Below are 12,553 nucleotides of genomic sequence, written 5' to 3'. Positions count from 1 at the left end.
TCCATCATTTCGACTTTTTCCGACTGACGGATACACCGTCACCGAGCGGAAAAATCGTCGTATCGTATTGTTCTTGTTCCATCATCCAGACCGTGAATTCCTTGACGAGACGCACGAGTCGACGTCTTCTTCGATCGAATGTCTTCGGATCAGACTCGAGGACATCTCCGTGTAAGAAGAGATTATCCGTATAGAGCACGCCGCCCTCAGGAATGAGTCGCCCATATCCTGCAAAGAATTTTTTATACTGTCCTTTAGCGGCATCAATGAAGACCGCATCGAACTGGTCTTCAAGCGTTTCGGCTAATTCTACTGCATCACCGAAAATGATGTCAATCCGGTCCGCCACATCTGACCGGGCGATGAAGGTTTTTGCTTCTTCATACCGCTTCGCATTTCGTTCAATCGTCGTAATCCGCGCATCGGGTAGCGCACGCGCCATCCGAATCGCACTATATCCGATTGCGGTTCCGACTTCTAGAATGCGCTTCGGTTGTTGTAACCGCAGGAGCGATAACAAGACTTCGGAACCGGTCAGTTCGATGATTGGTATATGATTTTCTTCCGCATAACGCTCCATTTCTTCTAACAGAGCATCTCGAGGATGAATCATTGATTCGACATAGGTCGTGAAATCATTCACGCCATTCACTCCCTCTTCCGCATAAACAGGTTGACTTGAAGCGAACTTCCCGCTTCAACCCAACCCGTTGCTCATTGCTCTTTACTCGCTTCGTATTCGACCCATTCCGGCTTATACTTAACGACGTTTCGTTGATGTTCTTCATATGTCTCTTCGTATAGAATCTGTCCTCGTGGATATTTATCACTTGGTGGACGGGCGAAGAAATAGACATATTTCGTTTTATTCGGATTTAACACGGCAAGTACCGAATCCTTACTGACCGTTGAAATCGGACCGATCGGAATGCCTTCGTACTTATACGTATTGTATTTCGAATTATTCTCGAGATCCTTCAGCGTCGTTAAGGCCGTATTTTCACCTGTGCCATACCAAACCGTTGGATCCGACTGTAACTTCATGCCGTCATCCAATCGATTTTTGAAGACACCAGCGATTTCACGACGATCATCTGGTGTCGCCGCTTCACGCTCGACCATGGAACCGAGACTGAGTACTTCATGGAAGGTCATGCCTGATTTTTGAATGGCATCCTCATTCTCATCGTAGACTTTTTCTGTTTCATCGAGCATCGTCTCGACGATTTGATCAATACTTTTTCCTTTATCAAACTCATACGTTGCTGGGAAGAGGTATCCTTCAAGTGCATACAGAACGCCATTCTTCTTCACTTCATCCGTCAACATAGGATATTTTTCAATCATGCTGTCGATGAATGTCGCATCCGTCAATTCTTTGCGGACTGTTTCTTCTTTGAAGTTCGTTGCTTTCGCGATCAAAGCGATTTGACGATCCATCGTGATACCTTCAGGTAACGTGATTTTCACATCTGCTGCCTTCATGACCGTTCCCGTCTTTAATTCATTGATGATTTCATCCGGGGACATGGCTTGTGACAGTGTATACGTACCCGCCTGGAATGACGATTCATTCTTGTAACGGACGTAGTAACGGAAAATCGTCTCGTTTGCAATCAAGTCTTTTTCCTTTAGTAAAGAAGCAATCGAACTCGTCCCTGCTCCTAAAGGAATTTCGACTTTGACGGATTTCGTCGCTGTTTCATCGACTGGTTCAAGCGCATTTTTCAAAAAGACATAGACGACCGCACTGGCAACTAGAAAAATCGTCAACAATACAGAAAGGATGATTAGCGTAATCCGGCGTGATGTCCGGCGTCGCCTTTTTTCGATTTCAGCATTTTGCTTCCATTCGTTCTCCATCGGTTCCTCCTTCTTCTCTTAAAACAAGGTGACATCGTAAGAGAAAGTCTCTTACGACGTCACCTGTCATGAGTCGGGTTAGTCTAACTGGTCTTCGAGCGTGTTAAAGACTTCTTCGATTTCATCCCAAGTCGCTGTATCGTCTTCATCGATTGGTACGAGGTTGAAGTCGTTGTCTCCATCACCGTATTCGTCGAGTTCGTAAACGAAGATGTCGACTTCTTCTGCTTCGTCATAGTCTGCTCCGATTGGCTCGAGGAAGATGTATGTCTTGCTCGAACGTGGGCTTTCATAACGCAGACGTTCTACGAATTCGAAATCATTTCCTTCGCCGTCCGGAATTACGTAACGTGTTGGTTCATTCTGTTGCATCAGTGATCCGCTCCTTTAACGCAAGCTCGAGTTCATCCCAAGTTTGCTCATCATTTTCATCGATCAGGCTCAATTCGAAATCATCTTCGCCTTCTCCATATTCATCGATCTCACAGATGATCAGATCATCTGCTCCTTCGTCAGGGTTACCGATCATTTCAAGAAACAGATAGGTTTTTCCTGTACGTTCACTCGAGTAACGGTACCATTCTTCGAAAAGATGTTCGCCGCCCTCTTCATCTGGAAAGAGATACTGACGTTTTTCTTCAGCCATCGGTTTCTCCCCCTTCATCGGTTCGTCCGATCCAAGTACGATTGCAGGATCATGACGGCAGCCATCTTATCGATGACTTGTTTACGCTTTTTACGGCTGACATCGGCATCGATCAGCATCCGTTCTGCTTGCATCGTCGTCAACCGTTCATCCATGAAGACGACTTCAAGCCCGGTATGCTGTTCGATTTCCTTCGCAAAAGCTTCACTTGCTTCTGCGCGGGGACCGATGGAACCGTTCATGTTTTTCGGAAGACCAATGACTAGGATTTCGACATTGTATGTCTTCATGATGACATCGAGCCGTTTGAAGGCTTCTGGGTAATCCGGTTCCGTCCACTTGACCGTCTCGACGCCTTGCGCCGTCCAGCCCATCAAGTCACTGACCGCTACCCCGATCGTCTTCGAACCGACATCTAGTCCCATTGCACGTTTCATTTTGAATTTCCACTCTCCGCCAAATAAGATTTCACGAGTTCTTCGAGCAATTCGTCGCGTTCAATCTTACGAATTAAATTACGTGCGTCATTATGACGAGGAATGTAAGCAGGATCTCCTGAAAGGAGATAGCCGACGATTTGGTTGATCGGATGATATCCTTTTTCTTCTAAAGCATGATAGACCGTCAACAACACATCACGTGTCGCTGCTTTGTTATCGTCTTCCGGAAAGTTGAATTTCATCGTTTGATCCATCTGACTCACGTTCATCACCTCTTTCATATACACTACGTTTCTATTATGCCAGTGATTGCACGTATTGTGAAGCGTACGCGAGTGCTTCTTCTAATTTCGACGCATCTTTTCCACCAGCTTGAGCCATGTCAGGGCGACCGCCACCGCCACCACCGCAGCGTGTTGCGACTTCCTTGATCAATTTACCAGCATGATAGCCTTGGTCGATTAAATCTTTTGAGACGCTTGCGACGAGATTGACTTTCTCACCTTGCGCACTTCCGAGAACGATGATTGCTGATCCGAGCGAGCTCTTCAACTCGTCCATCATACCGCGAAGAGCATCCATATCTGAGACGTCGACGCGTTTCGCAAGCACACGCACACCGTTGATTTCCTCAACATCGTCCTTCAATGAAGCAGCTTCGATGTTCGCAAGTTTTGCTTGCAACGATTCATTCGCCCGTTCCGTCTCACGGAGCTGTTGTTGCAGTGCTTCGATGCGAACAGGAACTTCTGTCGTCTTCGTCTTCAAGACAGCTGCTGCTTGTTCGAGTGTTTCCAAGTTTTGATTCATGACACGATATGCGCCTGCACCCGTTACCGCTTCGATTCGGCGTGTACCTGCACCGATCCCAGACTCTGAAACGATCTTGAACAAGCCGATTTCTGCTGTGTTCCCGACGTGGATACCGCCACACAACTCGATCGAGTATGTGCCTGCTGAGACGACACGGACCGTTTCACCGTATTTCTCACCGAACAATGCCATTGCGCCTTTTGCTTTTGCATCAGCGATGTTCATCTCTTCGATATCAACCGGTAGTGATGCCCAGATTGCTTGGTTGACGTCTTGTTCAATCTTCGTCAACTCTTCTTGTGTCACTGCACCGAAGTGTGAGAAGTCGAAACGAAGACGGTCTGGAGAAACGAGTGATCCCGCTTGATTGACGTGTGTTCCGAGCGTATCTTTCAATGCTTTATGAAGCAAGTGTGTTGCCGTATGGTTTTTCGTGACGGCTTTACGCTCTGCTGCTTCGACGTTTGCAACGACGTCTGCAGCTTCCGTTGCGATCCCTGTACGAACGATGACCGTATGCAAGTTTTGACCGTTTGGTGCTTTTTGAACATCTTTGACATCAAGAACAAAGTCTTTGCCTTCGATTGTTCCTGTATCCGCGACTTCACCACCACTTTCAGCGTAGAACGGCGTGATGTCGAGAATGACTTGTGCTTCTTCACCAGCAGCGACTTCTGTGACTCGTTCTCCATCATGCAACAATGCGATGATTTTCGCATCCGCCTTAAGGTCGGTATAGCCGACGAACGTACTTTTATCTTTTAGCGTCGAGAGGACTTCCGATTGCTGTTGCATCGAACCACTCTCTTCACGCGCTGCACGTGCCCGCTGACGTTGTGCATCCATCGCTAGTTTGAAGCCTTCTTCATCGACAGACATCTGATGATCTTCCGCATACTCGACTGTCAATTCGAGTGGGAAACCATACGTGTCATACAGACGGAACGCATCTTCACCACTGATGACATGCTCACCGTTTGCCTTAGACGTCTGAGCGACCGTGTTCAAGATTGCAAGACCGTCATGAAGTGTCTCGTGGAAACGTTCTTCTTCGTTTTTGATGACACGTTTGATGAAGTCTGCTTTTTCTGGAACTTGTGGGTAGAAGTCGACCATGACATCCCCGACCGTATCGACGAGTTCATACATGAACGGACGTTCGATTCCAAGCATCTTCGCATAACGAACCGCACGGCGTAGTAAACGACGAAGGACATATCCACGACCTTCATTCGAAGGAAGCGCACCATCACCAATTGCGAATGATACGGTACGGATGTGGTCTGCGATGACTTTAAATGCTACATCGAGTTTTGAATCATCACGGTAGATTTTACCGCTGATCTCTTCTGTTTTGTGAATGATCGGCATGAACAGATCCGTATCGAAGTTCGTCGGCACGTCCTGCATGACACATGCCATCCGTTCGAGTCCCATTCCTGTATCGATGTTTTTACGCGGAAGTTCCGTGTAGTTGCCGTGTCCATCGTGGTTATACTGACTGAAGACGATATTCCAGATCTCGAGATAGCGTTCGTTTTCGCCACCTGGGTAGAGTTCTGAATCGTTCGGATCGTCTCCAAAAGCAGGTCCACGGTCGAAGAAGATTTCCGTGTTCGGACCAGATGGACCTTCACCGATTTCCCAGAAGTTATCTTCAAGTGGAATGATCCGCTCAGCCGGTACACCGAGTTCAAGCCAGATTTGACGTGCTGCGTCATCTTCCGGGTGAATCGTGACCGAGAGACGTTCCGGGTCAAGACCGTACCAGTCATCACTCGTCAAGAGTTCCCAGCCCCATTTGATTGCATCTTCACGGAAGTAATCACCGACAGAGAAGTTTCCGAGCATCTCGAAGAACGTATGGTGACGTGCTGTTTTCCCGACGTTTTCGATATCGTTCGTCCGGATTGATTTTTGTGCGTTGACGATACGTGGATTATCAGGAATGACACGACCATCGAAATACTTCTTGAGTGTCGCAACCCCTGAGTTGATCCACAAGAGCGATGGATCCTCGACCGGTACGAGTGAAGCACTCGGTTCGATCGCATGCCCTTTGCTTTGGAAGAAATCAAGATACATCTGACGGATTTGTGCACCCGTTAATGGTTTTAGAGCTTTCATGAACAGTTACCCCCATTGGTTTTATTTGGACGCAAAAAAGCGATGCCTTCATCCCTGAAAAGGGACGAAAGCATCGCTTCCGTGGTACCACCCTCGTTCGTAAGCAATCCATTGCTTACCTCGAACATCTGATAACGGGGATGACCCGCAGGTGTTTACACCCGACTCCGGAAGGAGCTTCAAAGGAACTCGAGAAAGTGATTGCAGCAGACTCACTTCTCTCTGGACTCGAGTTTTCCTTTTACTTATCTTCCATCAACGTGTTACGTCCATTCATCTATCGTGATTATTACCTATCGCACAGCATCCGTCAAGTCTTTGTCACCCCACCGAGTCGTTCAATCAATCGTGTTCGGCGCCGTGGCTCCTCTTCTTGCGACGCTTTATGAAACGCTCGTGGGTCGCCGAACAATAATAAACTCGACTTCGCACGGGTGACCGCCGTATAAATCAAGTTTCGGGAATGCTTGAATGCTCCCGTGAAATAGACCGGCATCAAGACGATCGGAAACTCGGACCCTTGTGCCTTATGAATCGTAATCGCGTAGGCATGCGTGAATTGATCCCAGTCACTCCGGTTGTACTCGACTTCCGTCTGGTCGAAGCGGGCGATGATCTTATCCACCTTGTCGACGTTTTCTTTGGCGAAGAAAATATTGACGATTTCGCCGATATCTCCGTTATAGACGTTCTCTTCCGCATTGTTGACGAGCTGAAGAATCTTGTCCCCGGTTCGGTAAATCCGGGTGCCTTGTTTGACTTCGCGTTTTTTCGGTTCCTCCGGATTGTAGACGCGTTGCAAGGCGACATTCAGTTCGTCGATTCCCACCTGACCACGGTAAGTCGGTGCCAGAACCTGAACATCGAATTTCGAATACCCTTTTGCAAGTGCTTTTTCCGCGAAGGCTGAGATGCCGCGTAACGTCTCTTGCGGAGACGCGGTGTAAAAGCGACGATCCGCAAGTGGTGATAACAAATCAGCTGACGTCGTCCGGTTCTTCAAATCGTGCGCGAGCCGTAAAATCGAAGAATCTTCCGCTTGGCGATGGACGACGTTCAAACGAACGACGGGAATCCCTTCCGTATCCATCAAATCTGCCAGCACTTGCCCTGGACCAACGGATGGTAACTGATCGCGGTCACCGACGAACAAGATTTTCATACCGTTCGGCACAGCACGGAGCAGACTCGATAACAAGTAGATATCAATCATCGACGACTCATCGATGATCAGTACTTTCCCCGTGATCGGCTGATCTTCATTTAGCTGAAAGTTCGTTCCGTCATACTTCAATAGACGATGAATCGTCATCGCTGGGACGTCCGTTGCTTCCGATAGACGTTTAGCGGCGCGTCCGGTCGGTGCGACAAGAACGTACGGATAGACATCCCCCGTCTTGACGCGACTTTTCTCAAGCGGCCAATCATGAATTTCTTGCAGGGCATGTAAAATTCCCTTGATGACAGTCGTCTTACCGGTACCGGGTCCACCGGTCAGGACCATCAGCGGTGCTTTGACCGCTAACTCGATCGCTTCCCGCTGTTGCGCCGCATATTCCATGCCAAACTGTTCTTCGAGGTGCCCGATTGCTTCAAGGATCGTCGCGACATCGACTTCCTGTTCGGCACCGTTCGCCATGACCCGCGCGAGTTCCTTCGCCGCCCGAACTTCGGCATAAAAGATCGTCGGTAAATACAGACAGCCTTCTTCGAGCTTGACCTTATCTTCAGCGAGCAACAGTTCAATCGCTTGTTCTAGCCGTTCCCCTGGGTCTTCACCAAGCAACCGGGGCGCCCGTTGCAATAGCGAGTCGACTGTCGCAAAGGCATGTCCCTCTCCTGCTTCTTGTTCTAATATGTGCATGATCGAAGCAGCGACGCGCTCCGGGTGTAATCCGACGAGTCCAAGATGTGATGCGATATGATCGGCTGTCTTAAAACCAATCCCATTCACTTCATACATCAAGGAATATGGATTCTCTCGTATTCGCGCCATGGCGTCCCCTTCGTAAGCAGCATAAATCTTTGCCGCTAGCTTCGGTGTGACATCAAACGGTGCTAAGAACAGCATCAACTGATCGACACCGTATAACGTGGCGAGTCGACTCAAGATGATGTCAGCTTGTTTTTGTTTTAACCCAGGCACCTGATTCAGTACCCGTTCATCTTTCAAAATGAGATCCACTGCCTCTTCTCCGAGAGCATCGACGATATTTTTCGCTGTCTTCGGACCAATGCCGGTGAACGAACCATTCGTCAAGAAGCGGATCGTCGCATGTTTTGTCATCGGAACCGATCGTCGAATCAGCTCCGCCTTCAGTTGTTTTCCGAACCGGGGATGATCGACGAGACGTCCGAATGCTTGATACGTTCCTCCGAGTTCGATCCCAACCCCAGTACCCGTGATGACGAGCTCGGTTTCTTTCAGTTCAAAGTTCTTTTCTTTGACGGCGACCAATACAATGGAGTGTGCTTCTTCTTCAGAAGAAAAGAGCACACGTTTGACGCGCCCGACGACTTGATGGGGGTGCTCCATCACTCCACCTTCTTTCTCTCTTTTTCATTCGCTGCTTTCATCATAGCATTCGTTTACCGGATTTTAAATCAGGGAAAGATACCCTGAAACATTTCGTTAAGAGGAGGAGTTTAAGGATGGCACGTTTACCGATTGCAGGATTGTGTGAATTAGTACTTGAAGTCGAGGATATGGATCGTGCGGTCGGCTTTTGGAATGGGACACTAGGCATTCCAGTCGTCGAGCAATGGGCTCCTGAGGACGCTGAACCGAGCAAAGAACAATCTAAGCAAGATGGGGTTTGGGCAACGTGGCTCTACATTGGCGGTAACACTCGACTCGGTCTGTGGCTGAAACGGGACTTTACGATGGAAGAACGGACCGTCAAACACTTACCAGTGTCCGAATGGGACACGTTGTACGATGAAGGTGGTGTCCATGTCCACTGTGCTTTCTACGTTGAGAAGGACGAGTTCCAGCAAGCTTTGAATCAATTGCGGGAAGCATCGATCACCGTGAAGCTCAGAGAATGGGACGAACAGGAGACCTCGAATCAAAAAGAGCATTCTGCTTATTTCAAGGATACGGAAAATAACGTCATCGAACTGTACACGAAAAACATGGATGAAGCCTATGAAGACTTTTCCGGTCCACCACTTCGTGTCATCCGTGAAGTTGGGAATTAAATAGCATAAAAAAGACGACTCCAGGCGGAATCGTCTTTTTTATATCAGTCTGCTTGTTTTAATAACGCATCCATCTTCGCTTTCGCGTCCCGCGCAAGGGCGTGTTCCGGCTGGTAGGCAAGAACGGCTTCGAGTTCTGCATAACAGGCTTCCTGTTGACCGAGGAAAGCAAGAGCAATCGCATAATTGTATCGTGCATCCGTATGCGTTTCGTCAAGCATCAAGACGTGCTCGAACATCTCGACCGCTTCTTCCAACTTCTCGTTTTGCGCTAAGGCAAGTCCGTATTGGAATGCGATCTCGATATCGACACCGTTTAGTTCTGACGCACGCTGTAAACGGGGCAACCCGCGGACTGGATCACCGAGTTTTTGATACGTCATCCCAAGCATGAAATGGAGATCCGCGTCGTCAAGTCCATATAATAACGCTGCCCGCAATGATTCCTCTGCTTCGACGAGTTGATCGGCAGCAAAGAACAGCGCCCCTTTTGCATAATAGGCACTCGCAAACGTATTATCAATCATCAGTGCCCGATCATAAAAACGAAGGGCACGATCAGCGTCGTTCATCGATTGGAGTAATGTTCCAAGATTGACGTACGCTGTCGGATCTTTTGGATTTTCTTCGATCGCGTCGTTAAACGCTTGCGCTGCTAATTCATAATTTCCAGCTTCTAGATGCCGGAATCCTACTTCATTATAGTTCATCTTCTTTTGCTCCTTACGCTAGATAAGCGAGGCGTTCGCCTGCTTTATAGGCTGCATCGATCGTCGCACCACCGAGACAGATGTCTCCATCATAGAACACGACCGCTTGTCCTGGTGTGATTGCTCGTTGACGCTCATCAAACGAGACATCGAGTCCATCTTCGAGGACACGAACCGTGACGGCTGTATCTTGTTGACGGTAACGGAATTTCGCCGTACAACGGAATGTCTCACCGACCGGACGCTCAGATGTCCAGCTGACATCTGAAGCAAGTAATCCTTCCGAATACAACAATTCGTTATGGAATCCTTGATCGACATATAGGATGTTCTCCTCTAAATTTTTCCCGACGACGAACCAAGGCTCTCCATCGCCACCGATACCGAGTCCATGACGTTGCCCCATCGTATAGTACATCAATCCATCGTGACGTCCCATGACGTTGCCGTCAAGTGTCCGCATCTCACCGGGTTGCGCCGGCAGATATTGACCGAGGAACTGTTTGAAATTCCGCTCGCCAATGAAGCAAATACCTGTCGAGTCTTTTTTCTTCGCCGTTGCGAGGTTCGCTTCTTCTGCGATCCGGCGCACTTCTGATTTTTCCATGTGCCCGATCGGGAACATCGCCTTCGCGATTTGCTCTTGCGACAATTGATTCAAGAAATATGTTTGATCCTTGTTTGCATCAACGCCACGAAGCAATTTGTGTTCTCCATCCTCATAGACGGCACGCGCATAGTGCCCTGTCGCGACGAAATCGGCACCAAGACGCATCGCGTGATCGAGGAAGGCTTTGAACTTGATTTCCTTGTTACACATGACGTCTGGATTCGGTGTCCGACCGAGTTTATATTCATCGAGGAAGTACGTGAAGACCTTATCCCAGTACTCTTTCTCGAAATTGACTGCATAGTACGGAATGCCGATTTGATTGGCTACCGCGATGACGTCTTCATAATCTTCCGTCGCCGTACAAAAGCCGTTCTCATCCGTGTCATCCCAGTTTTTCATGAAGATTCCGATGACGTTATAGCCTTGCTCTTTTAATAAGTGAGCGGTCACAGAAGAATCGACACCGCCCGACATCCCAACGACGACTGTCGTTTCACTCGGGGCTTTCGCTCGTGTATTCATTTATTTCACCTCTTAGTTAATTCTGAAACGATTTTACGACATCTTGCAAGGCTTGTGCGAGTAGTTCGACTTGCGCGAGCTCATTTCCGTGACCAAAACTGATTCGGACCGATGCTCGTGTCCGTTCATCTTCGCCATACATCGCCGATAAGACATGCGAAGGTTCGACGGATCCTGCCGTACATGCACTCCCGCTCGATACGGCCATCTGGCGCATATCGAGCATGATCAAGAACGGTTCGATCTCAATCTGCGGGAAGTAAAGATTGAGGACATTCGGTAATCCTTCAACGCCGTTGACTTCGTACGTGACGCTACTTTCATCCAATCGCGTCAGCAAAACGCTGCGCAGTTGTTTGATGTGGTCCTGTTGTTGATCACGCTCTGCGATCATCAGTTCGAGCGCTTTCGCTAAACCGACGATTCCCGGTACGTTCTCTGTACCAGCACGACGCTTGCGTTCCTGTTCTCCTCCGAACGTTTGAGGAGCTAACTTCACACCAGTCCGTACATACAACAATCCGATTCCTTTTGGACCATTGATTTTATGACCAGACGCGGATAAGAGATCGACCTGTAACGCTTCGACATCGATTGCTTGTTTCCCGAACACTTGCACCGCGTCCGTATGGAACAAAATACCGCGTTCTCGTAAAAATTGACCGAATGCCGCAATCGGCTGAATCGTTCCAACTTCATTGTTGCCGAACATGATCGAGACGAGTGTCGTATCTTCCCGTACCGCTTCTTGCAAAGCAGCCATTGAGACGACACCTGTATCTGGAACATCGAGATACGTGACGTCATAGCCTTGTTTTTCGAGCTCTTCGAACGCATGTAATACAGCATGGTGCTCAAACCGTGTCGTAATGAGATGACGCCCTTTTTCACGCGCCGCCTCAGCCGCACCGAAAATCGCATAATTATCCGATTCCGTTCCACCACTCGTAAAAATCAGTTCGGTTGGTTTCGCATTCAATTCTTGTGCGATCTGCCGGCGTGCTTTGTCAATTGCTGCACGAGCAGACCGACCAGCCGCGTGGACACTCGATGGGTTGCCGTACTGTTCGAGCAAATAAGGCGTCATCGCCTCAAGGACTTCCGGACGCATCGGCGTCGTCGCCGAATGGTCAAAGTAATTCATTCGTTTTCACCTCTCAAATATAGAACATGTATCCTGTATCTTCTTCTTCCGCTAAGTCTTGTAGCGTTGTTGAATCGAGTACTTGATCGACTGCTTGCTGGATTTTATCCCAAAGTTTGCGCTTCGTGACCTCGTCACACGCATCGCCTTCGACGACCACGAGTGGTCCTTCAAGCAGACGGATGATTTCACCCGCTGTGATGTTTTGTGCTTCACGACCGAGCTTATACCCGCCGTAAGCACCACGGACACTTTTGACGAGACCTCCATTACGAAGGGGGGCAATCAACTGTTCAAGATAATGCTCAGATAGGTCATACATCTGCGCGATTTTTTTTAAGGATAATGGTTTAGATTCAGCTTCTTTCGCGAGTGCGATCATGATCGTCAGACCATATCGCCCTTTCGTCGAGATTTTCATCATGCGAAGGATCATCCTTTCTAGTATAGTAGTAGCTAAAAGTGGAAGGAGCG

General features: G+C 48.5%; 13 protein-coding genes and 1 other annotated feature. Of the genes, 1 reads left to right on the top strand and 12 read right to left on the bottom strand.

Translation table 11 applies throughout. From position 1 onward, the window contains the following. Nucleotides 1-4 precede the first annotated feature (4 nt). The 8 genes from KNQ18_RS03610 to recD2 form a co-directional block, all read right to left on the bottom strand. Nucleotides 5-643 carry an O-methyltransferase gene (locus KNQ18_RS03610; protein ID WP_081834729.1) on the bottom strand — a complete coding sequence of 213 codons (639 nt, stop codon included), beginning with the start codon at nt 641-643 and terminating at the stop codon, nt 5-7. 71 nt (nt 644-714) lie between these two features. Continuing rightward, nucleotides 715-1,863 carry an endolytic transglycosylase MltG gene (gene mltG, locus KNQ18_RS03605; RefSeq protein WP_215083858.1) on the bottom strand — a complete coding sequence of 383 codons (1,149 nt, stop codon included), beginning with the start codon at nt 1,861-1,863 and terminating at the stop codon, nt 715-717. Between the two features lie 78 nt (nt 1,864-1,941). After that, nucleotides 1,942-2,235 carry a DUF1292 domain-containing protein gene (locus KNQ18_RS03600; RefSeq protein ID WP_023468908.1) on the bottom strand — a complete coding sequence of 98 codons (294 nt, stop codon included), beginning with the start codon at nt 2,233-2,235 and terminating at the stop codon, nt 1,942-1,944. Then, complete coding sequence (locus KNQ18_RS03595; protein WP_023468909.1) at nt 2,222-2,509, bottom strand: DUF1292 domain-containing protein; 288 nt, start codon at nt 2,507-2,509, stop codon at nt 2,222-2,224. The genes KNQ18_RS03600 and KNQ18_RS03595 overlap by 14 nt, the downstream gene beginning before the upstream one ends. A gap of 14 nt (nt 2,510-2,523) precedes the next feature. Next, on the bottom strand, nt 2,524-2,946 hold the full coding sequence (ruvX, locus tag KNQ18_RS03590; RefSeq protein ID WP_023468910.1) for a Holliday junction resolvase RuvX: 423 nt from the start codon (nt 2,944-2,946) through the stop codon (nt 2,524-2,526). Further along, nucleotides 2,943-3,212 (bottom strand): IreB family regulatory phosphoprotein, encoded by a 270-nt coding sequence (locus KNQ18_RS03585; RefSeq protein ID WP_029342229.1) that lies wholly within the window; start codon nt 3,210-3,212, stop codon nt 2,943-2,945. Before KNQ18_RS03585 ends, ruvX begins: the two co-directional genes overlap by 4 nt. A gap of 34 nt (nt 3,213-3,246) precedes the next feature. Beyond that, nucleotides 3,247-5,889, bottom strand: a complete 2,643-nt coding sequence (gene alaS, locus KNQ18_RS03580; protein WP_215083857.1) for an alanine--tRNA ligase — start codon at nt 5,887-5,889, stop codon at nt 3,247-3,249. Nucleotides 5,890-5,946: 57 nt separating this feature from the next. Next, nucleotides 5,947-6,157 (bottom strand) — a binding site (T-box leader). Between the two features lie 42 nt (nt 6,158-6,199). Continuing rightward, nucleotides 6,200-8,425, bottom strand: a complete 2,226-nt coding sequence (gene recD2, locus KNQ18_RS03575; RefSeq protein WP_023468913.1) for an SF1B family DNA helicase RecD2 — start codon at nt 8,423-8,425, stop codon at nt 6,200-6,202. A gap of 116 nt (nt 8,426-8,541) precedes the next feature. Here recD2 and KNQ18_RS03570 point away from each other — a divergent pair, with 116 nt between their 5' ends. Beyond that, a complete protein-coding gene (locus KNQ18_RS03570; RefSeq protein ID WP_023468914.1) occupies nt 8,542-9,090 on the top strand; it encodes a VOC family protein in 549 nt (182 codons plus the stop codon). Nucleotides 9,091-9,134: 44 nt separating this feature from the next. Here the strand turns inward: KNQ18_RS03570 and KNQ18_RS03565 are convergent, their stop codons facing one another. From KNQ18_RS03565 to cymR, 4 genes are read right to left on the bottom strand one after another with little or no spacing between them, the layout of a single operon-like run. Continuing rightward, nucleotides 9,135-9,800, bottom strand: coding sequence for a tetratricopeptide repeat protein (locus tag KNQ18_RS03565; RefSeq protein WP_023468915.1), 666 nt, complete (start codon nt 9,798-9,800; stop codon nt 9,135-9,137). A 13-nt stretch (nt 9,801-9,813) separates the two neighbouring features. After that, nucleotides 9,814-10,935 carry a tRNA 2-thiouridine(34) synthase MnmA gene (gene mnmA / locus KNQ18_RS03560; protein ID WP_064299568.1) on the bottom strand — a complete coding sequence of 374 codons (1,122 nt, stop codon included), beginning with the start codon at nt 10,933-10,935 and terminating at the stop codon, nt 9,814-9,816. 16 nt (nt 10,936-10,951) lie between these two features. Continuing rightward, nucleotides 10,952-12,079, bottom strand: a complete 1,128-nt coding sequence (locus KNQ18_RS03555; protein WP_215083856.1) for a cysteine desulfurase family protein — start codon at nt 12,077-12,079, stop codon at nt 10,952-10,954. A 13-nt stretch (nt 12,080-12,092) separates the two neighbouring features. Continuing rightward, nucleotides 12,093-12,500: a cysteine metabolism transcriptional regulator CymR gene (gene cymR / locus KNQ18_RS03550; protein ID WP_029342236.1), complete on the bottom strand. Its 408-nt coding sequence runs from the start codon at nt 12,498-12,500 to the stop codon at nt 12,093-12,095. Nucleotides 12,501-12,553 lie beyond the last annotated feature (53 nt).

The sequence above is a fragment of the Exiguobacterium sp. s78 genome (assembly GCF_018618985.1).
Classification (GTDB): Bacteria; Bacillota; Bacilli; order Exiguobacteriales; family Exiguobacteriaceae; genus Exiguobacterium_A; species Exiguobacterium_A abrahamii.
The sequence above is the reverse complement of the archived record's forward strand: the minus strand, read 5'-3'. Positions and strand labels throughout refer to the sequence as shown.